Below are 24263 nucleotides of genomic sequence, written 5' to 3' on the forward strand. Positions count from 1 at the left end.
TCAGGCCATCCCCGAGGCGGAGAGCGGGTCGTAGCCCCCGGTGCGGAACAGGTCGTGGAGCTGACGGCGGCGGACGCCGATGTTGCTGCCCTCGATGACGGGGTAGGCGAGCGCCTCGTGCAGGTGACGCAGGATCGGGAAGTTGCGGTCGTAGGCCTCGACCCCGACCAGCTTGATCAGGTCGTTGATCACCTCGACGCCGGTCTCGGAGCCGAAGATCTTGGCGTGCAGTGCCATCTCCAGCCCGGCCGGGTGCTGCGACAGCGCCGCGTCGAGGGCCCGCCAGGACAGCAGCCGGACGGCCTCGATCCTGCCCTTGGCGTCGGCGAGGACGTCGGAGACGGCCCGGTGCTCGATGATCGCGACGTCGCCGCCGCGCTTCTCGGTGCGGGCGAACCGGAAGGCGATGTCGAACGCCTGGCGCATCGCCGCGACCGCGAACGTGCCGATCGACGCACCGCTGCCGACGAACGCGTTGCGGGTCAGCGCGACGCCCTGGCCCTCCTCGCCGAGGAGGTTGGCCTTCGGCACCCGCACGTCGACGAGCCGGACGCGGGCGGTCATGCAGCCGGCCAGGCCGGGCAGGTCGTAGTACTCCTCGACCTCGATGTGCCCGGCGAGGTGCTCGCGCTCGGCGACGACCAGCGAGACGCCGCCGGGGGCGCGGCAGACGATCGTCATGACGTCCGGGCCGTCGCCGTCCCAGCCGGGCAGGTGTGACGCCCACGCCTTGCGTCCGTTGATCACGTACTCGTCGCCGTCGGGGACGGCGGTGGTGCGGGTGCCCTCGGCCGGGGGAGCGGCGTCGAAGTTCGCCGAGCCACCGGGCTCGGAGTAGGCCATCGCCGCGACGGGGGCGCCGCGCTCGGCCAGGAACGGTGCGACGAAGCGCGCGATCTGCTCGGGCGTGCCGGCCTCGTAGACCGGGGCCAGGGCGATCAGCGGCCCGGCCATGGAGATCACGAAGTCCGGGCTGTGCGCGGCCCACTCCTCGATCAGGATCGCCGCGTCGACGCCGTTGCCGGCGGCGCCGCCGAACGGGACCGGGATGAAGCCCTTCAGGAACCCGGCCTCGACGGCCTTCTCGAACGCCGGCCGGGCGAGCAGTGCCCGGCGCAGCGGGTCCGGTTCGGCGCGTACCGCGTCGGCGAGGTCGCGCAGGTGCGCCTCGGCGAACTGGCGGGAACCGTGCTTGAGCTGCTCCTGCTCGGGGGACAGGTCGAACGAGACGGTCACGCGGGCTCCTCGTGGTCCGGGTCCGGGCGTGGTGGCCGGATCGGTGGTGGCGAGGATTCCGCCTCCGGCGGGCGCCGTCTTGTCCCTGCGTGCTGCTCAGCTGTGCATTCCGCGCGGCGACGCCCCGTCGCGGACCTCGCTCGGGGTGCACCCGAACTCACGCCGGAACGCACGGCTGAACGACGCCGGATCGTCGAACCCCAGCGACGCCGCGATCGCGGTGACGGTGCCGGGGGTGACGGGGTCGGCGAGCAGCACCGCGCAGCACTCCAGCCGCATCCGGCGGACCGTGGCCGCGAAGGGCCGCTCGGCTCCGGCGAACGTCGCGTGCAGGGTCCGGGCGGAGATGCCGAAGCGGCGGCAGACGCCGGCCACGGTCAGTGACGGGTCGCCGAGACGGCGCCGTACGTCGCGCAGGATCTCGGCACGCAGCGTCTCGCGGGGGTCCTCGACGGCCCGGCCCGCCGTCGTGGCCGTCACCGCGGACGCCAGCGCCTGCTCCAGCTCGGCGGTCGCGGCCGGGCCGGTGGAGCCGTCGACCTCCCAGAGGGTCGACAGCATGGACGCGACGACGGCGCCCGCGCCGGTGGCCTCGAAGCACCGGCCCACCTGCGGCCGGGCCCCGCCGAGCCGGGCGTCGAGCAACGCGTGCGGGAGCCGGTAGGACACCATCCGCCAGGGCCCGTCGAAGTCGAACCAGTACGGCTCCGTCGTGTCGACGATCGTGAACCGGCCCGGTCCGACGACCGACTCGGTTCCGCCCTGGCGGGTGCGGCAATGGCCCTCCACCTGCAGGTTGACGAAGTAGAAGGCACCGTCGGTGCGGGCCACCTCCCGCGGGCCGTGGGCGGTCTCCTGCGGCTGCGAGGCGATCAGCGCCCGCTCGACGTCGTGCAGGGTCCGGGTCTCGACCCGTGCGGCGAAACCGGCGCCGGGTGTGGTGCGGCGCGGGGTGAGCGGCACGAAGGCCCGGCAGATGACCTCGTGCCAGTAGCCGAACTGGTCCGGCTCGGGCCGCGAGGCCACGTCCCATACCGCCATCGGCGACCTCCCCGGGCGACGTCCGCGCGCTGATCGACGGTATCGGCATCCGGGGGCCGTGTGACCGGCCGTTCGGCTACCGGCGGCGGCGCTGGCGGGCGTCGAGGGCCTGACGGGCCTGCCGGAGATGGGCCCGGGCCTCGTCGGAGGTCATCACCCCGGCCGCGATGAGGGGGAGCAGGCGGGCCGGGAGCGCCTCGACCAGCTCGCGGTGCTCGTCGAGTCCCAGTTCGTCGTCGCGGTCGTCGGTCACCGGGCCGTTCCGATCATCTTGGTTGTGCGCAATTGACTTGCGCACTCCTGATCGGGAAGGTGGTGTGGACCACACCCGTGGTCGGCGACCCGAACGCCACCGTTCCCACCACGACGAAGTGGAGCTCGATCCTGATGGCTGACGAGACCCTGTACGACCGGCTGGGTGGCATCTACGCCATCGCAGGTGCCGTGGACGTCCTCGTGGACCGCCTGTTCGCGAACGTCTCGGTCAACGCGAACCCCGCGGTGCACGCGCACCACGGCGACCCGGCGAACGCGGCCGGCTACAAGTTCCTGGTCACGGCCTGGTCGGTCGAGGCGGCGGGTGGGCCGAAGTGCTACCCGGGCCTGGACATGAGCAAGGCCCACGAGACGATGGAGATCACCCCGGAGCAGTTCGACGCGGTCAAGCTGGAGATCGCCTCGACGCTGAACTTCCTGGGCGTGCCCGCACAGGAGCACTCCGAGTTCGTGGACATCATCGAGAGCTACCGCCCCCAGGTCGTGACGAAGGCCGCCGCCTGAGGTCACCGGTCCGTCCGGCCGGGGTCGAGGGGCGTCACGCGCAGCACGCCTGTCATTCGCGCCCCGGCCGGATCCGGTTCGGCCGGCATACGCCCGTCGATACGACGGAAAACGCTCGGTGCAATTCTTCGCTATCGATCAACAGGTATTCGGATCGCGGTATCGGACGGTTCGAGAGCGGTCGCGACGTTGTTCGGTGACATCGCCATCGATAAACCCCGATGTCCGGTTTTCACTCGATCCGGTCGTACCTCCCGGAGCGGGCGTGTCGTTGAGACCTGCAGGCGACGCGCCATCGGGGGGCGTCGGCCAGTGTCCGACGTCCGCCGTCTCCGCCCGGGAGCTCGGGGGCACGGGGTCGGGCCATCCGGAGAGATACCGAGCGGAGAGACGCCAGTGTTCGAAGGCTTCAACCAGAAGTTCATCAAGAACGCCATCGACCGGAGTGCGGAGAACCAGCTCGACCGCCGCCGCTTCCTGCGCGCCGCGGGCATGACCGGCGTCGGTGTGGCCGGCCTGGGCGTCCTGGGCGCGACCGCGGGCACCGCGTTCGCGACCGACGAGGAGGCCGCCGGCGGGCCGTCGGACGCCGCAGTGCTGAACTTCGCGCTGAACCTGGAGTACCTCGAGGCCGAGTTCTACCTCCGCGCGCTGACCGGCGAAGGCCTCAAGGACAACCAGATCGACGGCGCCGGCACCCTCGGTGAGGTCACCGGCGGCTACAAGGTCAAGTTCGAGACCGAGCTGGGCAAGCAGTACGCCGCCGAGATCGCCGCGGACGAGAACGCCCACGTCGACTTCCTGCGCAAGGCCCTGGGTGACGCGAAGGTCGCCCGCCCGGCCATCGACCTGCAGGACGCCTTCACCGCCGCCGCCACCGCGGCCGGCGTGATCAAGCAGGGCGAGAAGTTCGACCCGTTCGCCGACGAGACCAGCTTCCTGCTGGGCGCCTTCATCTTCGAGGACGTCGGGGTCACCGCCTACAAGGGCGCGTCGCCGCTGATCGCGAACAAGACGTTCCTGGAGGCCGCGGCCGGCATCCTGGCCGTCGAGGCCTACCACGCGGGCCTGGTCCGCACGCTGCTGCTGATCGGTGGCGCCGCCGAGACCGTCAACAAGATCTCGGACGCGCGTGACTCCCTCGACGGCCCGTCCGACCTGGACCAGGGCATCACCGACGAGTTCGGCGACGCGAACATCGTGCCGGCCGACGAGAACTCGATCGCGTTCTCGCGTACCCCCGGCCAGGTGCTGAACATCGCGTACCTGAACCCGGCGCAGGTCAAGAAGGGCGGCTTCTTCCCGGCGGGCGTCAACGGCGAGGTCAACACCTCCGACGCCAACGGCTGAGTCCCTCCCCTCGGCGGCGGGCGGCTCCGGAACCACTGCGGTGACGGAGCCGCCCGCCTCCGCTGCTCGACCCCGACACGACGACCGCGGCCGGAGCCACCGGGGACCGCGGACCGGAAGGTGGAACACCCATGGGTGCCATGAGCCCGACGCACTGGCTGATCGTCCTCGCCGTGCTCCTGCTGCTGTTCGGCGCGAAGAAGCTGCCGGAGATGGCCCGGTCCGTCGGGCAGTCCGCCCGCGTGTTCAAGGGCGAGATGAAGGGCCTCAAGGACGACGAGGCCGCCGCCGAGCAGGCCGCGGCGCCGAAGGCGGTCGAGCCGGGAACCCCCGTCGTCGTCGAGCCCGCGCCGTCGTCCACGACCCGCTGACGCACGGCCGGCCGGGGCCGGCCGCACGAGTCTCTCGTCACGCCGGGTGAACGTTTCCCCCTGCGGCGCACGTATCACCCTCCGTGGAGAGGACCGACGGGTCCGGTGACACGGAGGTGCTATGACAGCGCGCGACCAACTGCCCGACCGAGCGGCGAAGCGACTCGCCCGTCGCGACGTCCACGGACACGAGGTCCCGTCGCCGCGACGCCCGTCGTCGCCGCAGTCGTCGCCCCCGGCCCTGGAGCCGTCGTCGCGGTCCTCGCCGGACCGGCCGGATCCCCGGCGCAGCGCGACCCCGCGCGTGTCGGTCGTGGTGCCGGCCCGCAACGAGGCCCGCAACCTCGAGGTCGTGCTCCCGGCCCTCGCCGCGCAGCCCGTGGTGACCGAGGTCGTGGTCGTCGACGGCCACTCGGTGGACGGCACGCTCGACACCGCGGCGCGGGTGATGCCGGATGCCACGCTCGTCACCCAGACCCGCCGCGGCAAGGGCAACGCGCTGGCCTGCGGTTTCGCCGCCGTCACCGGTGACGTGATCGTCATGTTCGACGCGGACGGCTCCGCCGACGCGGGGGAGATCCCGGCCTTCGTCGCCGCCCTGGTCGCCGGCGCCGACGTCGCCAAGGGCAGCCGGTTCGCCCCCGGTGGCGGCAGCGACGACATCACCGCCCTGCGCCGGTACGGCAACGCCGGTCTCAACGCCGTCGCGAACGGGCTGTTCGGGACCGCGTTCTCCGACCTCTGCTACGGCTACAACGCGTTCTGGACCGACGTCGTCGCGACGCTCGACCTGCCGCCGACCGCGACGGCCGACACCGGCGGGCCGATCGCCTGGGGCGACGGGTTCGAGATCGAGACGATCCTGAACTGTCGAGTCGCCGCGGCCGGCCTGCGGGTGACCGAGGTGGCTTCGGTCGAGCGGGCGCGGATGCACGGCGTGACCAACCTGCGCACGTTCGCCGACGGGACCCGCGTGCTGCGCACGCTGGCGGCCGAACGCCGTCGCGCGAAGTTTCTTCGCTCTCGCTGAACGTCGCGCCGGGGGCGTCCGTAGAGACGGGTGATCGGGACAAATCGCCCCCTACGGAAGGACGCCTCGTGCGCCGTACCGCCCCTCGCCTCGCCCTCCTGACCGCCGCGACCTTCGCCTTCACGGCGGTGTCCGTGGGCACCGCGCTGGCCCAGGACACCGAGGTCGACGAGCCCGCCTCGTTCACCAGCATGTACACCGCCATGGCCACGCCGGACACGATCATCAACAACGACGACCAGGCCGTTCCCGGCCAGCCCGGCGCGACCGGGACGTTCAACTACCGGCTCAACAGCGACCAGGAGATCATCTGCTACGACCTGACGCTGAACGGCATCCAGGGCGATTACAAGAGCCCGGCGAAGACCGCGACGCACATCCACGAGGCGCAGCCGGGCCAGGCCGGCCCGCCGCGGATCGCGTTCCCGAACCCGACCGGTGACGGTGACGTCCGCACCAGCTCCGGCTGCCTGCAGGGCCCCTTCACCACCGGCGTCATGGCCGACGGGCAGGACACCGGGACCGGTTTCTCGCTGAAGGAGATCGAGGCCGACCCGTCGGCGTTCTTCGGTGACACCCACACCGCCGAGTACACCGCCGGTGCCGTGCGCGGCCAGCTGACCGAGGTGCCGATGGGCGGCGTCGAGACCGGCGCCGGTGCCACCGGTGGCGACACCACCGCGGCCGTCGCGCTGGGGGCGGCGGGCCTGCTCGCGGCCGCGGGCGTCGGTGCCGTGGCGGTGCGCCGGAACCGTGCCGGTTCCTGACGTGCTCCGCCGAGGGCGTCCGGGACGGGGAGTCCCGGGCGCCCTCGCGCTCGTTCTCGCCCTGCTGATGGTGACCGGGTGCGCCGCGGCCGTCGCGCCGGCCGCCCCCGTCCCCGCCGGGCCCGGGGCGGCCGGACCGGGGGACCGCCCGGTGGCGGTGTCGCTGCGGATCGACGCGATCGGGGTCGAGGAGCCGGAACTGCTGCGCCTCGGCGTCGCCGACGACGGGACGGCCGAGGTCCCGGAGGACTACGCCCGGGTGGGCCGGTTCGACAACGGCGCGACGCTCGACCGGTCGCGCGCGACGGTGCTGCTCGGGCACGTCGACTCGCGCAGCGGACCCGCGGTGTTCTACCGGCTGCGCGACCTGCGGGCCGGGGACGCGATCGAGGTCGGGCTCTCCGACGGCACCACCGCGCGCTACGCCGTCGGGCGCTCCGAGCAGGTCCCGAAGGACCGCTTCCCGACGTTCGCCGTGTTCGGCGCGTCGCCGCAGGACGTGCTCCGCCTGGTCACCTGCGCCGGGGAGTTCGACCGGGGTGCGCGCAGCTACACCGACAACCTCGTGGTGCACGCCACCAGGATCTGAGCGCGAATCCTCGCCGGAGCTGACCCGATCGGGCCCGGCGTGCGAACGCTGGACATGGCGGTCGAGCGGTGACCCGGGCCGCGGACCGGTGGCTCGCCGCCGTGCTCGGGGTCGTCTCGGCGCTGCTGGCGCTGGCCGTCCCGTTCCTGCCGGTCACCCAGGACACCGCCGAGGTGCGCTGGCCGAGCACGGCCACCGGCACCGCCCCCGTCGACGTCCCGTTGGTCGCGCTGCGTCCCGCGGCGCTGCAGGCGACGTTCGGCTGCGCCGGGATCCGCAGCCTCGACGCCCGCACCCCCGGCGACGCCACGCTGTTCTCCACCGTCCCGGTCACCGCTCCGGACGGCGGTGCGGTCGGGATGCGGGTCCGGGTCGCCGGCGGTGTGGTCACCGTCGACGACCGCGGACGGCGGCTCGCCACGGCCGGGCTCCCCGCGGGGGACTGCACGCTGACGATCGCCTCGGACCCCACCGCCACGACGGCGTCGCTGGGGGACCGGCCGCTGTTCTCCCTCGCCGGGGACCAGCGGCCCCAGGTCGTCGGCATGCACTCCGACCTCGACGCCGCCCGCGACCCGGTCGGGCCCACCGCCGTCCGGATCGAGGTGGACAACCGCTACGACAGCTCGTCGACCGCGCTGAAGATCGTCGCCGGGGCGCTCGCGGTCCTCGCGCTGGCCGGGTCACTCGTCGTGCTGCGCCGGATCGACGACCGTGACGGCCGCCGGGTGCCGCACGACGGCAGGCGACTGTCGCGTCGCCTGCGCGGAGGTGACCCTTTGCGCGACGCCCTGGTCGTCGCCGTGCTCGCGGTGTGGGCCGTGATCGGCAGCATGACCTCCGACGACGGCTACATCCTGGCGATCTCCCGGGCGGACGCCTCGGCCGGCTACATCGGCAACTACTACCGGTGGCTCAACGTGCCGGAGGCGCCGTTCGGCTGGTTCTACCAGCTGTACTCGCTGTGGAGCGGGATCTCCGAGGCGGTGCTGTGGCTGCGGTTGCCCGCCCTGGCGATGGGCGTCGCGTCCTGGTTGCTCGTCAGCCGGGCACTGCTGCCGAGGCTGGGGGCCCGGGTGCGTCGCAGCCGCAGTGCCGGGCGGGCCGCGGCCGGGGTGTTCCTGTGCTTCTGGCTGCCGTTCGACAACGGCCTGCGCCCGGAGAGCGTCGTGGTGATCGCGGCGCTGCTGTCGTTCGTGATGCTGGAGCGGGCGCTGGCCACCCGCCGCCTGTTCCCGGTGGCGGTCGCGCTGGCCGCGGCGGCGTTCGCGGTCGCCGCGACCCCGACCGGGCTGATCGCGCTCGCCCCGTTCCTCGCCGCGGCACGCCCGTTGGTGCGCCTGCTGCGCGACCGCGGACGCCGGTCCGGGTGGACGACGACGCTGGCCCCGCTCGCGGCGGCCGGGCTGATCGTGCTGCTCGCGGTGTTCGGCGACCAGACGTGGGCCACGGTCGTCGAGGCCACCCGGGTGCGGACCGACATCGGTCCGAGCCTGGCCTGGTACGAGGAGATCCGGCGCTACCAGGAGCTGTTCGAGCAGAGCCGCAACGGGTCGTTGATGCGCCGGTTCCCGGTGCTGCTGCTCGGGCTCTGCACGGCCGTCGCGGCGTCGGTGCTGCTGCGCCGCGGCCGGATCCCGGGCGCTGCGCTCGGGTTCTCCCGGCGGCTGGTCGCCAGCACCGTGCTCTCGTTCGCGGTGCTCGCGCTGACCCCGACGAAGTGGACGCACCACTTCGGCGCGTTCGCGGCACTCGGGGCCGGGATGGCCGCGCTCGCCGCGGTGGCCACGACGACCGGGGCGCTGCGCTCGCGCCGCAACCAGGCGCTGTTCCTCTCCGCCGTGCTGGCGGTGACCGCGCTGGCGTTCACCGGGCCGAACACCTGGTGGTACGTCTCGAACTGGGGCGTCCCGTGGTTCGACAAGCCGCCGTCGATCGACGGGGTCTCGGCGACGTCGCTGCTGCTGGTGCTGGCCACGGTGTCACTGGCCGTCGCCCTGGCCGAGTACCTCCGCACGGACGTCCCGCGCCCGTCGCGGGGCCGCGCGATGCGCCTGGCCTCGGCGCCGATCGCGGTGGTGTGCGCGCTGATGGTGCTGTTCCAGATCGCGTCGATGGCCAAGGGGATGCAGAAGCAGGCCGGGAGCTATTCGCTCGGCGCGGACGTCGTGACCGACCCGACCGGCTCCCGCTGCGGCCTGGCCGGGCGGCTGCTGGTGGAGACCGACCCGGCGTCCGGGGTGCTGCCCGCGGTGCCAGCCTCTGGCCCGGACGACGCGCCCCGCTCGACCGGGTTCGCCGTGGACGGCCTGCCGCCGACCGGGCCGGGTTCCCTGCGGGACGCCGACGGTCAGGGCGACCGGGTCGCCGACATCCGCGGCGCCGGGCCGCAGGCCGGGCCCGTCCTCGGCAGCTACTCGGCACCGGACGGCACGGGTGAGTACCGGTCGGGCTGGTACCGGCTGCCGGACGCGGCCCGCGACGGCTCGGCGCCGCTGGTGCTCGGCATCGCCGGGACGGTCGGCGGCGGCAACGAGGTCACGCTGCAGTTCGCCACCGGTGACGGCCCCGCGCGCCGTGTCGTCGCCGAGATCTCACCACCCGGCGGGGCCGGCACCGTCAGCACGACCGCGGACCCGTCCGGCGGCGGGGCGGGCGGGCGCGGGTGGCGCGACGTCCGGCTCCACCTCACCGGCACCCCGGCGGCGGCCGCGGACAGTGTCCGGGTGCTCGCCGTCGACGGCGGTACCGCGCGCGAGTCCTGGATCGCGGTGACCCCGCCGCGGGTCCCGCGGCTCACCCCGCTCACCACGCTGGCCGGCGACCGGCCCGGGCACCTGGACTGGCCGACCGCGTTCACCAGCCCCTGCCTGCGTCGCTTCGACGTGACCGACGGGATCGCCGAGGTCCCGGCCTACCGGATCCTGGCCGACACCGAGATGCGCGACGTCGGCGACGACTGGGGGCAGCCCGCGACCGGTGGGCCGCTGGCCTGGATGAGCGTCGTCGCCGCGCAGCGGGTCCTGCCGGTGTACCTGCCCGGTGCCTGGGGCTTCGACCCGGGCCAGGTCCGTCTCGTCGAGCCGTACACGCCGGGCGCCGCGGCGCCCGACGTCGTCACCGGCCGCCGGACCCTGTGGGGCGCGACGGCGCAGCCGCCGGCCGGGGCGACGCCGCCGAACCCGTCGCCGGAGACCCGCTGACCCGCGTGTCAGGCCACCGGCGGGACGATCGCCTCGATCAGGTGCGGGCCCGGCTCGGCGTAGGCCTCGCGCAGCGCGGCGACGAGCTCCTCGGTCGTCGTCACCTTCCGCGACGGCACGCCGAAACCCTGGCCGATCGAGACGAAGTCCGTCGTCGGGTCGGACAGGTCGAGCATCCGCGACGCGCGCTCGGACGCCTCCCCGGCGCCGGTGCGGGCGAGCTCGCCGCGCAGGATCGCGTAGGCGGAGTTGTTGACGATCACCGTCGTGACGTCCAGACGCTCGCGGGCCTGCGTCCACAGTGCCTGGATCGTGTAGAGCGCGCTGCCGTCGGCCTGGAACGAGAGCACCGGACGGTCCGGGGCGCCGACCGCGGCCCCGGTCGCCACCGGCAGGCCCTGCCCGATCGCGCCGCCGGTCAGGGTGAGCAGCGTGTGCCGGGGCGCGTGCGCCAGCGCGGGCGGCAGGCCCGCGCTGGAGGTGAGGCCCTCGTCGACGACGACGGCGTTCTCCGGCAGCGTCGCCGCGATCGCGGTGCCCAGGTTGCGCACGCTCAGCGGGCCCGGCTCGGGCTCCGGCGCGTCGAGGTCGGGCAGCTCCGGCTCCGTCCCGGCGGCGGTGCGGCCGGCGATCTCCTCCAGCGCGGTCTCCACGTCCTGGGACCGGTCGGCGAGCTCGATCACCTCGCAGCCGGACGGGACGTGGTCGCTCTCCAGGTCGGGGTAGGCGAAGAACGCCACCGGCGACGGGGCACCGGCCAGGACGAGACGCCGCACGCCCTCGAGCTGCGGGCGGACCTTCTCGGTGGGGTAGGCCAGGCGCTGCACCGTCGGTACACCCGCGCCCTGCTCCATCCGCGCCACGAACCGGTCGGCCAGCAGCCGCGCACCGGTCGCGGCGGCGATCCGGCTCGCCGCCCGCAGACCGCGCTCGGTCAGCGCCGCGCCGCCGAGCAGCAGCATCGTCGACGACCCGTCGCCGACCGCGCCCGTGACCTCGTCGACGACGGTCCTGTCGATCGGGAGGGGCTCGACGGCCGGACGGCGCGGGGCCCGGCGACCACCGTCGGACCAGGACACGTCCGCGGGCAGCACGAGCGTCGCGACCTGGCCGCCGTCGCGTCCGGTCGCCTCCAGGGCGCGCATGGCGTCCGAGGCCACGGCGCGGGAGGTGCCGCTGGTGTGCACCCAGCCCGACGCCATCCGGGCGGGACCCTCGATGTCGGACTGCAGCGGGGCGTCGTAGGGGACGTGCCCGGTCGCGTGTGCGCCGACGATGCACAGCACGGGGGAATGGGCGCGACGGGCGTTGTGCAGGTTCGCCAGGCCGTTGCCGAGACCGGGGCCCAGGTGCAGCAGCACCGCCGCCGGGCGTCCGGTGACCCGGGCCCAGCCGTCCGCGGCACCCGTCGCGACGCCCTCGAACATCGCCAGCACCCCGCGCATCGCCGGGACCGCGTCCAGGGCCTGCACGAAGTGCATCTCCGACGTGCCGGGGTTCGTGAAGCACACGTCCACGCCGGCGTCGACGAGGCTGTGGATAAGGGACCGTGCCCCGTTGAGCGGTGTGTCCTCGGACATCGTGCTGGTCCCCTCTGTTCCGCCGGCTGCGGGTGTACCCGTCATTCGTACGCGCGGCGATCACCGTCCGCGCGGTGGGGACGGCGATACTGCGGGGCGTGACCCCGCCGCGACCCGCCCCGCCGGTGTCCGCCCCGTCCCGCCGGCCGCGCAACCGCACGTCGGTGACCGTGCGGGTGCTGCTGGGGGCCGCCGCGGCCGCGGTCGTGCTGTGGGTGCTGCTCACCCGGTGGTCGGCGCTGCTCGCGGGGCACCCGGCCTACCCGGTCCTGCTCGTTCTCGTCGCGCTCGTCGGGGTGTTCCTGCTGGTCCGGGCCGCCCGCCCGATCCGCGGCGGACGGGTGCGCGCCGCCGGCCGGGTGGCGGCCGGGCTGGGCCTGGTCGTGGTGCTGTCCGTGGTGGTGTGGCTGCGGCCGTATGCGGCCGAGCCGGTCGCGGTCGCCGCGGCCGAGTCGTCGCCGGCGGTCGAGGTCGTCGACTCCGCGAGCAGCTGGGAGCTTCGCCCGCGCGCCGCGGCCACCGGCACCGGTGTCGTGTTCCACCCCGGGGCGCTGGTCGACCCGCGCGCCTACCTGGCGCTGCTGCGTCCGCTGGCCGAGCGGGGCGATCTGGTCGTCGTGGTCAAGCCACCCCTGGACGTGGCGCTGCTCGCTCCGGGCGCGGCCGGCGACGCGGTGGCGGCCCATCCGGAGGTGACGCGGTGGGCGATCGGCGGGCACTCGCTCGGCGGGCTCCCGGCGTCGTCGGCGGCGGCGCAGGGGATCGCGGGCGTCCGGGGGCTGTTCCTGTGGGCGTCGTACCCGGCCGATGACGTCTCGGGCGCACCGGTCTCCGCGCTGTCGGTCTCCGGGGATCGGGACACGGTCATCGCGCCCGACGGTGTCGCGGCGTCGCGCGCGCAGCTCCCGGCCGGGACGCGGTTCGTCGTGGTCGCGGGCGCGGTGCACGCGTTCTTCGGCGACTACGGGACGCAGGCCGGGGACGGGACGCCGACGACGGGCCGCGCGGACGCGCAACGGCAGATCGTCGAGGCGACGGCGTCGTTCGTCGGTGCGCTGCGCTGACGCGACCCACCGGAGCCGTCACCGGGGCCGGGCGTCACCGGGGCCGGGCTTCACCGGCCGGGCCTCACCAGGGCGCGGTGGAGCCCTCCGAGGCCGGTCCGGGCCGCTCCTCGGTCGGCGGGGGCTGCGCGGCCGGCTCGTGCTTCGAGGTCCACCAGCGCTCGACGTTCGCCGACGGCCGGTCCGCGCTCGGGCGCGGAAGCGGGATGGTGCGGTGGCGCGGTTCGGCGTGGGGCTGGCGCAGGCCGCGCGGGGGCGTGAAGGGGATCGGGCCGCTGATCCGGACGTTGCGGTCGCCGTGGTGGATCAGGTCGTAGACCTGGGCGCGCTGGACCAGGGCGCGACGGTGACGCGGGGCGACGACGAGGCGCTTGTAGACGTGCCGCAGACCGACCCCGACCGGCGCGGCCACCACGAGCGTGACGACGACGTGCCACCAGTGCGTGGCCCAGAAGTGGATGACGCCCACGACGACGGCGGTGACGGCGATCCCGGCCGTCTTGACCAGGGCGACCTGCAGGCGCAGGCGGGGGCTCCGGGAGGTGGAACGCAGCTGCGCGGCGGTGGAGGAGACGACCCAGATCCAGTAGCCGGCGAGCAGGGCGTGGGCGATGTAGCCGGTGACCTCGCGCAGTCCCACGACCGACCTCCTACGGAGCGTCGCCGCACTGTGCCACAACGTCACCGAGACGCTACGCCTCGGTCGTCACCCGCTGAAGTCCCTCGTCGGCGCATTCGGGCCACCTCCGCCCGGTTGTACCGATATGGCCGATCGGCCGAACACGGGACGGAGCGAGATCCCGGCCGTCCCCGCAGCACGGGAGTCCCGGCACGACGGTGAACGGACGAGCTCGTCTCGTGAGCGGATCTCCGGGTCCCGACGCGACGGTGGGCCGGTCGCATGCGACCGGCCCACCGTCTGCCCGAACTGACGCGCCGCTCCCACCACGAAGCGACTCGCTAAAGTTAGCCTTGCCTGTGCTCTGCGGTCAAGGGTGAATCCGGACCGGCGTCAGCCCAGGGTGAAGGGGTCCCGGGTGCCGCCGGTCAGCTCGACCCACACGGACTTGTCCTCGAGGTAGGCGTCGAGGGACCCGGAGCCGTTCTCCCGCCCGAGGCCGGACTGCTTGAACCCACCGAAGGGAACGCTCGGCGCGACCACGCGGTAGGCGTTGATCCACACCGTGCCGGCCTTGATCTTCGCGGCCATCCGGTGGGCCCGGTGCACGTCCTTGGTCCAGACGGCGCCGGCCAGGCCGTAGGGGGTGTCGTTGGCCAGCTTCACGGCCTCGTCCTCGTCGGTGAACGTGACGGCGGAGAGCACCGGGCCGAACACCTCCTCGCGGAAGACGGTGTCGCTCGGCTTCACCGAGAGCACGGTGGGCTTGACGAAGTAGCCGCCCAGGGCGTCCTCGGCCGCGCCACCGTAGGCGACGGTGGCGCCCTCGGACTTCGCCGTCTCCAGGTAGCCCAGCACCTTCTCGTACTGCGGCTTGTTCGCGACCGGGCCCATCTCGGTGTCCTCGGCGTTCGGGTCGCCGAGCTTGATCGTCGCGGCGCGCTCGGCGACGAGGCGGACCAGCTCGTCGTGCACGTCGGCGTGCACGATCAGGCGCGACCCGGCCATGCAGGTCTGGCCGGTCGCGGCGAACACGCCGGCGATCAGGCCGTTCGCGGCTGCCTGCAGGTCGGCGTCGGGGAAGACGACCTGCGGGGACTTGCCGCCCAGTTCCAGGGTGACCGGGTTGAGCCGCTCGGCGGCGGCGTGTGCGACGGAGCGCCCGGTCGCGGTGGAGCCGGTGAACGCGACCTTGTCGATGTCCGGGTGGCTCGCCAGGTGCTCCCCGGTCTCGCGGGACAGACCGGTCACGATGTTGACCACGCCGGCCGGGATGCCCGCCTTCTCGATCAGCTCGCCGAAGCCGAGCGTCGAGCCGGGGGAGTGCTCGCTGGGCTTGATCACGATGGTGCAGCCGGCGGCCAGGGCCGGGGCGAGCTTCCACGTCATCAGCAGCAGCGGCGAGTTCCACGGGGTGATCGCGGCGACGACGCCGACCGGCTCGCGGCGGGTGTAGACGAGGTAGTTCGGGTTGGGCGACGGGATCTGGCGTCCCTCGATCTTGTCGGCCAGCCCGGCGTAGTAGTGGTACCAGCCGCCGAGGCCGTTGAGCTGGCCGATCATCTCGCGGTAGAGCTTGCCGGAGTCGTTGACCTCCTGGCGGGCCAGCTTCTCGGCGTTCTCGGTGACCAGGTCGCCGAGGCGGCGCAGGCAGGCGGCGCGGGCGAAGCCGGTCATCTGCCCCCACTCGCCGTCCAGGGCGGAGCGGGCCGCGGCGACGGCGGCGTCGACGTCCTCGGGGCCGCCGTCGGGGATCGTCGCCCAGTTCTGCGCGGTGTAGGGGTTCTGGGACTCGAAGGTCTTCCCGGAGATCGCATCGACGGCCTTGCCGCCGATCAGCATCCGGAACTGCTCGAGATCGGCCATGGGTGGGTCTCCTACTCGTCGGGTCAGATCTGGGGACGGAGCGCGCGGACGCCCGGTGCGGCGCGTAACGCGGCGGTGAACTCGGTCAGTGCCCGGCCGTACGCGGCGGCCACGGCGGCGGCCTCGGTGGTGAGCACGGGGCCGGTCGGCACGGGGCCGGCCGGGTCGTCGGTGTAGTCGTCGCTGTGCAGGTAGAGCCCGGGGGAGAGCACCTGCGCGGCGAAGAACCCGGCCAGGATCGAGCGCACGTCCTCGACGGCCAGGAAGTGGTGCAGGCTCGCGCCGACCTGCACGACGGCGGTCGCCTTGCCCAGCAGCGGCGAGCTCGTCTCCCCGGCGGCCCCGCGCTGGGTGCCCTCCAGCACGCTCTTGATCAGCGTGCTGCAGCGGGCGCGGTGGGTGGGGGAGGCGAACACGATGCCGTCGGCGTCGGTCAGCGCGACCTGCACGGCCTCCGGCGAGGGGCCCCCGGCGAGGTCGAGCAGCGTGGTCCGGGCACCCGCGTCGCGGGCCCCGGCCAGCACGGCGTGCGCGGCGGTCAGCGTCTTCCCCCCGGGTGTCGGGGAGCCGACGAGGGCCAGGATCCGCGGTCCGGCGTCGGCCGGTGCGCTCGTCATCGGTGACGGGTCCTTCCGGTGGTGAGGTGGTTCCACCCGCGAGGTTAGGCCCGACCCCGGGTGGTCCACATCCGCGAGGCGAAACCGATCAGCCCGTTTGCGCACGGCCGCCCCCCGGTCACCGCCCGGCGCCGGGAGCGGGGTGGCCGTCGCAGCGGATGCACCGGTGGGTCGTCGCATGCCACGCTGATCACGCACTTGGCGAGGAACCGGCCGAGGAGGTTTCGGTGAGTGTGGCGACGGAGCCCGTGGACGAGCCGCTGCGCGCGCACGCGGTCATGAACACCGACGACGTCGACGAGGCGAGGCACGTCGTCACCGAGGTCTACGTCCCGCACGACCTGGACTCCTCCGGCGGCCTCCCCCTCGACGCCCGGCTCAACTGCGTCGCCTCGCCCCGGCTGACGCTCGGCTACCTCGTCTACGGCGCGAACGCGGCGCTGACGCTGCCGCCGCTGGAGCACTGCTACCACGTCAACCTCACCCTCAGCGGGCGCACGCGGGTCACCCGCCGCGGCGGGCGAGAGGAGGCGAGCACGTCCGGTGGGCGCAGCGGCGCGGTGCTGCTGCCGCACGAGGACTCGACGGTCACGTGGACCCCGGAGGCCACCCAGTACGCGATGAAGTTCCCGCGCGGGCCGCTGGAGGAGCATCTCGGTGCGCTGATCGGGCAGCCGGTCACCGACCCGCTCGACTTCGCGGTGTCCTTCGACATGACCTCCGGAGCGGGCGCCGCGCTGCACTCCGCGGTGCGGTTCCTGCGGACCGAGATCGACCGCCCGGGCGGGATCGCCGAGGCGCCGCTGGCCCGCGCGCAGCTCGAGACCTACGTGATGACGGCGCTTCTGCACGGCGTCGGGCACCGCTACAGCGACGACCTGCGCGCCCCCTCCGAGCGCGAGCACCCCGCGGCGGTGCGCCGCGTCGTCGAGTACATCGAGGCCCACGCCGACGAGCCGCTGACCGTGCCCGCGCTGGCCCGGCACGCCGGGGTGTCGGTCCGGTCGCTGCAGATCAGCTTCGCCCGCCACCTCGGCGTGACCCCGAGCGAGTACCTGCGCGACGTGCGCCTGACCCGGGTGCACGCCGACCTGGTCGCGGGCAACCCGGCCGACACCTCTGTCACCGAACGGGCCGGGGCCTGGGGGTTCGTGCACCTGAGCCGGTTCTCCGAGCAGTACCGCCGCAAGTTCGGCGTGCTGCCGTCGCAGACGCTGCGCTCGTGACGAACGCCGGAGACCACCGCCGCGGTGCGCCGATCGGATAGACGGCTGCGCGTCGCGGATGGTCGTCGCCGGACGGCCTTCCTAGCGTGGTGGCGATCACGGCGTCCGGCGGCCCGGCCGCGGGCGCGCCGTCTCCCCGTCACCGCCGATGGAGGTAATCCCATGGTCCAGACCGTCACCCACGGCCGCGAGAAGACGCTGCCGCTCGAGCACACCCGCACCGGCCCGTCGATCTTCAACGACCAGAAGATGAAGCTCGGTCTGTTCGGCTCGAACTGTTCGGGCGGTCTGTGCATGACCGAGGCCGAGACGACCTACGAGATCACCTGGGACCACACCAAGTCGATCGCGCAGAAGGCCGACCGGCTCGGCATGGAGGCGATGGTCCCGGTCGCACGCTGGAAGGGCTTCGGCGGCAACGTCAACTTCAACGGCACGAACTTCGAGACGTTCACCTGGGCCGCGGGCCTCGCCGAGGCGACCGAGCAGATCACCATCTTCACCACCACGCACATCCCGACCGTGCACCCGATCGTCGCGGCGAACATGGCCGTCACCAACGACCACATCGCCTCCGGCCGCTACGGCCTGAACCTGGTCATGGGCTGGTTCACCCCCGAGATGCAGATGTTCAACCCCAAGCAGCTCGAGCACGACGAGCGCTACGTCTACGGGGGCGAGTGGCTGGAGTTCGTGGAGCGGCTCTGGACCGCCGAGGGCGAGTTCGACTTCGACGGCAAGTACTTCCAGTCGACGCACTGCGAGTCCGAGCCCAAGCCGTTCCAGAACCCGCGCCCGGTGCTGATCAACGCCGGCAACTCGCCGTCGGGCACCGACTTCTCCGCGAAGTACTGCGACATCAACTTCGCCTCGCTCGACATCGAGAAGATGGGTGACTACACGAAGGCGATCAAGGCCAAGGCGCGCGAGGAGTACCAGCGCCGGATCAGCACCATGACCTACGGCCTGGTCGTCTGCCGCGACACCGAGGCCGAGGCCAAGCGCGTGCACCAGGACATCATCGACAAGGGCGACTGGCCCGGTGCGCGCAACCTGATGTCGATCATCGGCATGGAGAGCCAGTCGTTCAACGAGCAGATCGAGAAGTTCCAGGAGCGGTTCATCGCCGGCTGGGCCGGGATGCCGCTGGTCGGGACGCCCGAGCAGATCGTCGACGGTTTCCAGGAGCTCTCCGACGCCGGCATGGAGGGCATGATCATGGGCTTCCTCGACTACAACGAGGAGCTCGACTACTTCGGCGAGGCCGTCATGCCGCTGATGCGCGAGGCCGGTCTCCGGTACTGAGTCCCGCCGCGTCTCACCGCTGGGAGCCCACGACGGAGGAGTGCACCCGCCACTCCTCCGTCGCCCGGCCGAGGGCGACGGCGTGCGTCATCCGCAGCGTCGTGGTGAGCCACAGCAGGATGTCGTGCAGGCGCAGCCGCGTCGGTGACGCGTCGCCCAGCAGGGCTGCCGCGGTGCGTTCCAGCACGCCGAAGGCGGTGTCGTTGGCGCGCAGCTCGCGCAGGATCACGGCGCCGACGTCGCTGTCGCCCTCCTCGGTGTGCGGGAGCAGCGCCCGCCGCGTGCTGCGCGTCAGGTGCGGCACGAGGTCGGGACGGCGGTGGTGCAGCGCCGCGAACACGTGTGCGGGGTGCTGCCCGGCGCGGCGCCCGATCTCGCGCAGGTCGGCCCCGACCGTGCGCGGCTCGCCCAGCACCGACAGCTCCTCGTCGCTGAGCTCCCAGAACGCGCGCCCCGCGGAGTGCTCGACGACGTCGTCGAACAGCGGGCGGACCCGGTCCAGCGCGTCGTGCACCTCGGTCCATCCGGGGCGGCTGAGCCGGCCGTGCAGGCCCTCGCCGATCAGGATCGCGGCGTCGTCGGACCAGGTCACCGGCCGGGTGTCGAAACGCGACCAGCCGAACGCGGGCAGCTGCACCCAGTGCCCGCGCGGGAAGTCCGGGGAGCGGAACCGGAACGGCCGCCGTCCCCGGGCGTAGCCGAGCACCGCGGCGAGCGCCGTGTCGAACTCCAGCGGCTCGGGCCCGGTACTGGGCAGGTCGAGAGTCGGGCCGCCGTCGTGCGTCGCCGTCGTCACCCTGCCATCGTCCTCCCGATCGCGACCGAACGGGGAACGGCATGTGTTGCGAGGGCGACACGGCCGTCGGCGCCTGACCGACGCCGCGCCGCGACCGGATCCCCGGCCGCGGCGCGGCGGACGGACGTCTCAGCCCGCGGTGGACGCGGCGGTCTCCGACTGGTGACGGGTCTGGGCCTCCTCGAGGGCCTTGCCCATGCGCCCGAACAGGTGCTCGCGGCTGCCGCGGGCGGCCGCCTTCGACGATGCCAGCCGGTCCAGGCTGCCCTGGAACTGCGGGGTCACGTACTCGGCGAACAGCTCGTAGTGGCGCTTGGTGTCGGTCGGGTTGGCCCACTCGTGCGCCATCATCAGGTAGGCGCCGAACCCGCCCTGGGACTGCTCCTCCAGGGTGCGGATCTGGCGGACCGCGTCCTCGGGCGTGCCGATGACGCCGACGCCGCTGGTGTTGACCCAGTCGATCCGCTCCTGCAGCGTCGTCCCGGCCGGCTCGAAGTGCGGCACGGCCGCGGTGTGCTGCAGGTAGTCGAACCAGTAGTCGATGCCGTACTCGACCTGGCGGTAGGCCTCCTCCTTGGTCTCCGCGATGTGCATCGGGCCGACCAGGCGCCAGGCCTCCCGGTCCATCGTCTGGCCGAACTGCTCGGCGCGCTGCGTGGCGACGTCCCAGTGCAGCGCCAGCAGGTCGGTGTCGCCGGTCAGGGTCGCGCCGATGGAGAGCAGGCCGGCGCCGTACTTGCCGGCGATCCGCGGGCCGGACGGCGACGCGATGGCGGCGATGCCCACCTCGAACAGCGGGCGCGTGTAGGGCCGCAGCTGGCAGCGCGCCTCGACGAGGTTGTAGCGGGAGTTCTTGTGCGTCACCGGCTCGTCGCCGAGCAGCAGCTGCATGAGGACGTCGGTGTCCTCCTCGAGGGCCTTGCGCTGCTCGACGGGGTCGATGCCGATCATCGCGGCGTCGGTGGGCAGCGAACCCGGGCCGAGCCCGAGCATGAACCGGCCCCGGGTCAGGTAGTCCAGCAGGATCGCGCGGTCCGCCACCCACAGCGGGTTGTGGTACGGCAGCGAGAGGACGCCGGTGCCGAGCTTGATGCTCGTCGTCTGGGGTGCGACGTTCGCGATGAAGATCTCCGGGCTGGCGATCATCTCGGTGCCGCACGAGTGGTGCTCACCGATCCAGGCCTCCTCGAAGCCCAGGCGGTCGAGGTGCTTGACCAGCTCGACGTCACGGGCCAGGGCCGAGACAGGGTTCTGCCCGAGCTCGGCGTGGAACGGTGCGAGGAAGACTCCGAAGCGCATCTGATCTCCATTGATTCCGGGATGCTCGTCCGACCGCCCCGGTGCCGAATGCCCGAGGTCGACGTGGCGGTCCGGCCCGACGCTAACCCGGACCGGTGATCCACGTCACCCCTCTCCGCATACCCGGCGTTCCGCGGAGCGGGACGACGTGGTCAGAAGACGCCGTAGCCGTCCGGCAGCCGCCCTCTGCCACTCAGGGCGAGCACGAGCCGGGGTCCCGTCCCGCGCGCGACCCCGGTGCGGGCCAGCACCGTCGCGGTCTCGGCCAGTGCCCGGTCGCTGAAGAGGACCGCCACGTCGACGGCGGCGGCGATGTCGTAGCCGTGCAGCACCAGCTCGGCGGTGCGGGTCGCGACGTAGGCGCCGAGCCGGATCCCACCGGCGACGCAGCGGACCAGCGCGTCCGGGTCGGCCCCGTCGACCCGGGCCACGGTGCGGTGGGCGAGGGCACGGAACGCGGCCGGGGGATCGGTGCCGAGGGCGACGCCCGCGTCGCGGGCACGACGGTCGATCGCCGCGTCGTCGGCGCCCTCTCCGGTCTGCGACGCGTCGAGCGCGTAGTAGGCCTCGGCCGAGCCGATGTCCTCGACGCCGGCCGGCCGGTCGGCGTAGGTGAGGACGTTGGACAGCGCCAGGCCGGTGTGCCCGACGAGGTCGCGCAGCGTCCAGTGACCGAGTCCGGGGCCGTCCCAGCGGGCGTCGACAGGGCCGATCCGCTCGACGAGCGCCACGACGGTGTCCGCCGCGTCGACGTAGGCGGTCAGGACGTCGGGTGAGGTCGGCATCGCCCCTTCCTACGGCCCCGGACGGGTGGGAGCCACCGTCGCGCCGCCTCACCCTCGGTCCCGTGCCGGACGCGGAGCGTCGGCGTCCCGACGTCCGCACCCGGGAGTCCCACGGCGACCCTCGAATCCGCATATGCGGGTGTTTCACGTGTCTGGTCACCGGTGTGCGTGTCCACTGTTCATGATCGGTCCGTACGGCCCGCCGCGAAGTCGTGACCAGGGACTTCGCCCCGGAGATCACCTGTTCCGATGGCGGTCGGAGCCGGTTAGCGTGTCCGGGAGCACACCCCGGTGGCGCCGGCGTACCCGCGCGCGCCCGAAGTCAGCGTCGGCGTCAGAGAGGACGCAACCACCATGACCCTCACCACGCAGGGCTCCTTCCTGGGCAACCGTGTACTCCGCACGGAGGACCAGGAGCTGATCACCGGAGCCGGCGACTACACCGCGGACCTCCCGGTCGAGGGCGCGTACCACGTCGCCTTCGTCCGTTCGCCGTTCGCGCACGGGACGATCACCTCGATCGAGACCGAGGAGGCGCGCGGCCTGCCCGGCGTCGTCGCCGTCTACACCTACGACGACATCGGCCTCGCGCCCCGGCAGGGCCTGCCCGGCGTCGTCCCGGAGGCGATGGCCCGCCCGCACCTGGCCAAGGGCAAGGTCCGCTTCGTCGGCGACATCGTCGCCGTCGTCGTCGCCGAGTCCGCCGCCCAGGCGCAGGACGCCGCGGAGTCGGTGTTCGCCGAGATCGACACCCTGCCGGCGGTGATCGGGCTGGAGGAGGCGGCCGCCGAGGGCGGCACCCTGCTGTTCGACGACAACGGCTCGAACATCGCGGCGGCCGGCGGCACCGGTGAGGTCGAGGGCCTGTTCGACGGCGCCGACACGGTCGTGAAGGGGACGTTCCACAACCAGCGCGTGGCCGGCGTCCCGATGGAGCCGAACGCGTGCGTCGCGCAGCCGGGCGAGCCCGACGGCGGCATCACGATGTGGCTGTCCACCCAGACCCCGCACGGTGCGCAGGGCGCGCTGGCCGGCGACCTGGGCCTGGACCCGTCGCAGGTCCGGGTGATCGCCCCGCGGGTCGGTGGCGGGTTCGGGCCGAAGGCGTTCGAGTACATCGAGTGGACGGTCGTGGCCAAGGCCGCCCAGCTGCTCGGGCACGCCGTGCGCTGGACCGAGACGCGCTCGGAGAACATGCTCTCGATGGTCCACGGCCGGGCCCAGGTCCAGCACGTCGAGCTGGGTCTGACCAAGGCCGGGAAGATCGTCGGGCTCAAGGCGGACGTGATCGGCGACGCGGGCGGCTACCCGATGCTCGGCTCGATCCTGCCGAGCCTGACGCAGCTGATGTCGCAGGGCGTCTACGACATCCCGAAGATCCAGTTCAACTGGCAGGCCGTCGCCACGACGACGACCCCGATCGGTGCCTACCGCGGGGCCGGACGGCCCGAGGCGACGCAGATGCTCGAGCGGATCCTCGACATCGCCGCCGACGAGCTCGACATCGACCCGCTGGAGCTGCGGCGGTCGAACTTCATCCCGCCGGAGAGCTTCCCGCTCACCACGCTGACCGGCGCGCCCTACGACAACGGCGAGTACGCCAAGACCCTCGACGCGGCCATCGAGGCGGCCGGGTACCAGGACCTGCTCGCCGAGCAGCGCAAGCGCCGCGAGAGCGGCGACCGGGTCGCTCTGGGCATCGGTGTCGGCTGCTACGTCGAGGTCACCGCCCCGCTCGGGCTGGACGGGGAGTGGGGCTCGGCGCAGGCGCACCCGGACGGCTCGTTCACGATCTCGGCGGGCACCAGCGCCCACGGCCAGGGCCACGCGACGGCGTTCGCGCAGGTCGCGTCCGCGGTGCTCAAGGTGCCGATGGACAAGATCACGCTCGTGCAGTCCGACACGGCCAAGGTCCCGCGCGGCGTGGGCACGCTGGGGTCGCGGTCGCTGCAGACCGGCGGCAGCGCGATCCACACCGCCAGCGGTGAGCTGGTCCAGCGGGCGCGGGAGATCGCCGCGCACCTGCTCGAGGCCGGCGTCGACGACGTCGAGCTGACCGAGGAGGGCCTGGGCGTCAAGGGCGTCGCGGGCAAGGTCGTGTCCTGGAGCCAGGCCGCCGCCGCGGCGGAGGACGGCACCGGCAGCCCGGACGGCACGGTCTCGGCGCTGCGCGAGGAGCTGGACTTCAAGCAGGGCCAGTCCAGCTTCCCGTTCGGTTCGCACATCGCCGTCGTCGAGGTCGACCTCGACACCGGCTTCGTGACCCAGCGCCGCCACGTCGCCGTCGACGACTGCGGCAAGATCCTCAACCCGATGCTGGTCGAGGGCCAGCAGCACGGCGGGATCGCGCAGGGCATCTCGCAGGCCCTGTTCGAGCTGGTGTCCTACGACGACGACGGCAACCCGACCAGCGGCAACCTGGCGTCGTACGCGATCCCGACGGCGGCGGACCTGTGCTCGTTCGAGGCCTCGAACACCGAGACCCCGACGCACCTCAACCCGCTCGGCGCCAAGGGCATCGGCGAGTCCGGCACGATCGGCTCGACCCCGGCGGTGCACAACGCGGTGATCGACGCCCTGTCGCACCTCGGCGTGCGCCACGTCGACATGCCGCTCACCCCGCAGACGGTGTGGCGGGCGGTGCAGTCGGTCTCCTGACCGTCCCGACGACGCCGAAGAGCCCGTCCCCGTGGGCAGATGTTCCACGGGGGCGGGCTCTTCGGCGGTGGGGAGGACGCC

21 protein-coding genes are annotated in these 24263 nt (G+C 73.2%); 11 read left to right on the forward strand and 10 right to left on the reverse strand.

Features of this window, described 5'->3' with window-relative positions:
* The 3 genes from EV383_RS09185 to EV383_RS31100 form a co-directional block, all read right to left on the reverse strand.
* Positions 1-1236 carry an acyl-CoA dehydrogenase family protein gene (locus EV383_RS09185; RefSeq protein WP_130289527.1) on the reverse strand — a complete coding sequence of 412 codons (1236 nt, stop codon included), beginning with the start codon at positions 1234-1236 and terminating at the stop codon, positions 1-3.
* A 96-nt stretch (positions 1237-1332) separates the two neighbouring features.
* Positions 1333-2277: an AraC-like ligand-binding domain-containing protein gene (locus EV383_RS09190; RefSeq protein WP_130289528.1), complete on the reverse strand. Its 945-nt coding sequence runs from the start codon at positions 2275-2277 to the stop codon at positions 1333-1335.
* A gap of 76 nt (positions 2278-2353) precedes the next feature.
* Positions 2354-2530 (reverse strand): hypothetical protein, encoded by a 177-nt coding sequence (locus tag EV383_RS31100; protein WP_165438284.1) that lies wholly within the window; start codon positions 2528-2530, stop codon positions 2354-2356.
* 62 nt (positions 2531-2592) lie between these two features.
* On the opposite strand from EV383_RS31100, the gene EV383_RS09195 reads away from it, so the two are divergent.
* From EV383_RS09195 to EV383_RS09225, 7 genes are all read left to right on the forward strand, one after another.
* Complete coding sequence (locus EV383_RS09195) at positions 2593-3057, forward strand: group I truncated hemoglobin (RefSeq protein WP_242622980.1); 465 nt, start codon at positions 2593-2595, stop codon at positions 3055-3057.
* A 396-nt stretch (positions 3058-3453) separates the two neighbouring features.
* Positions 3454-4407 carry a ferritin-like domain-containing protein gene (locus EV383_RS09200; protein ID WP_130289529.1) on the forward strand — a complete coding sequence of 318 codons (954 nt, stop codon included), beginning with the start codon at positions 3454-3456 and terminating at the stop codon, positions 4405-4407.
* Between the two features lie 131 nt (positions 4408-4538).
* Entirely contained in the window at positions 4539-4778 is a 240-nt protein-coding gene (gene tatA, locus EV383_RS09205; protein WP_130289530.1) for a Sec-independent protein translocase subunit TatA, read from the forward strand.
* Between the two features lie 121 nt (positions 4779-4899).
* Positions 4900-5808, forward strand: coding sequence for a glycosyltransferase family 2 protein (locus EV383_RS09210; RefSeq protein ID WP_130289531.1), 909 nt, complete (start codon positions 4900-4902; stop codon positions 5806-5808).
* Between the two features lie 68 nt (positions 5809-5876).
* Positions 5877-6575, forward strand: coding sequence for a CHRD domain-containing protein (locus tag EV383_RS09215; RefSeq protein ID WP_130289532.1), 699 nt, complete (start codon positions 5877-5879; stop codon positions 6573-6575).
* A gap of 1 nt (position 6576) precedes the next feature.
* Positions 6577-7164 (forward strand): class F sortase, encoded by a 588-nt coding sequence (locus EV383_RS09220; RefSeq protein ID WP_165438285.1) that lies wholly within the window; start codon positions 6577-6579, stop codon positions 7162-7164.
* A gap of 68 nt (positions 7165-7232) precedes the next feature.
* Positions 7233-10367, forward strand: a complete 3135-nt coding sequence (locus tag EV383_RS09225; protein ID WP_130289534.1) for an arabinosyltransferase domain-containing protein — start codon at positions 7233-7235, stop codon at positions 10365-10367.
* A gap of 8 nt (positions 10368-10375) precedes the next feature.
* Here the strand turns inward: EV383_RS09225 and EV383_RS09230 are convergent, their stop codons facing one another.
* Positions 10376-11947 (reverse strand): acetolactate synthase large subunit, encoded by a 1572-nt coding sequence (locus EV383_RS09230; RefSeq protein WP_130289535.1) that lies wholly within the window; start codon positions 11945-11947, stop codon positions 10376-10378.
* Between the two features lie 98 nt (positions 11948-12045).
* Here EV383_RS09230 and EV383_RS09235 point away from each other — a divergent pair, with 98 nt between their 5' ends.
* Positions 12046-13011, forward strand: a complete 966-nt coding sequence (locus tag EV383_RS09235; protein WP_165438286.1) for an alpha/beta hydrolase — start codon at positions 12046-12048, stop codon at positions 13009-13011.
* A gap of 64 nt (positions 13012-13075) precedes the next feature.
* Here the strand turns inward: EV383_RS09235 and EV383_RS09240 are convergent, their stop codons facing one another.
* The 3 genes from EV383_RS09240 to EV383_RS09250 form a co-directional block, all read right to left on the reverse strand.
* Complete coding sequence (locus EV383_RS09240; RefSeq protein WP_130289537.1) at positions 13076-13651, reverse strand: hypothetical protein; 576 nt, start codon at positions 13649-13651, stop codon at positions 13076-13078.
* 372 nt (positions 13652-14023) lie between these two features.
* Positions 14024-15496 (reverse strand): aldehyde dehydrogenase, encoded by a 1473-nt coding sequence (locus EV383_RS09245; protein WP_130289538.1) that lies wholly within the window; start codon positions 15494-15496, stop codon positions 14024-14026.
* Between the two features lie 23 nt (positions 15497-15519).
* A complete protein-coding gene (locus tag EV383_RS09250) occupies positions 15520-16113 on the reverse strand; it encodes an NADPH-dependent FMN reductase (protein ID WP_130289539.1) in 594 nt (197 codons plus the stop codon).
* Positions 16114-16340: 227 nt separating this feature from the next.
* Between EV383_RS09250 and EV383_RS09255 the strand changes: the two genes are divergently transcribed.
* Both EV383_RS09255 and EV383_RS09260 read left to right on the forward strand, forming a co-directional pair.
* On the forward strand, positions 16341-17339 hold the full coding sequence (locus EV383_RS09255) for an AraC family transcriptional regulator (RefSeq protein WP_165438287.1): 999 nt from the start codon (positions 16341-16343) through the stop codon (positions 17337-17339).
* Positions 17340-17501: 162 nt separating this feature from the next.
* Entirely contained in the window at positions 17502-18644 is a 1143-nt protein-coding gene (locus tag EV383_RS09260) for an LLM class flavin-dependent oxidoreductase (protein ID WP_130289541.1), read from the forward strand.
* Positions 18645-18657: 13 nt separating this feature from the next.
* Here the strand turns inward: EV383_RS09260 and EV383_RS09265 are convergent, their stop codons facing one another.
* From EV383_RS09265 to EV383_RS09275, 3 genes are all read right to left on the reverse strand, one after another.
* Positions 18658-19440, reverse strand: a complete 783-nt coding sequence (locus tag EV383_RS09265; protein ID WP_130289542.1) for a hypothetical protein — start codon at positions 19438-19440, stop codon at positions 18658-18660.
* Between the two features lie 129 nt (positions 19441-19569).
* A complete protein-coding gene (locus EV383_RS09270) occupies positions 19570-20739 on the reverse strand; it encodes an LLM class flavin-dependent oxidoreductase (RefSeq protein WP_130289543.1) in 1170 nt (389 codons plus the stop codon).
* Positions 20740-20891: 152 nt separating this feature from the next.
* A complete protein-coding gene (locus EV383_RS09275; RefSeq protein WP_130289544.1) occupies positions 20892-21524 on the reverse strand; it encodes a maleylpyruvate isomerase N-terminal domain-containing protein in 633 nt (210 codons plus the stop codon).
* A 354-nt stretch (positions 21525-21878) separates the two neighbouring features.
* On the opposite strand from EV383_RS09275, the gene EV383_RS09280 reads away from it, so the two are divergent.
* The gene (locus EV383_RS09280) at positions 21879-24182 is read left to right on the forward strand and encodes a xanthine dehydrogenase family protein molybdopterin-binding subunit (RefSeq protein WP_130289545.1); all 2304 of its coding nucleotides are present in this window, start codon (positions 21879-21881) and stop codon (positions 24180-24182) included.
* The last annotated feature ends 81 nt before the right edge of the window (positions 24183-24263 follow it).

It is taken from the genome of Pseudonocardia sediminis (assembly GCF_004217185.1).
GTDB classification, from domain to species: domain Bacteria; phylum Actinomycetota; class Actinomycetes; order Mycobacteriales; family Pseudonocardiaceae; genus Pseudonocardia; species Pseudonocardia sediminis.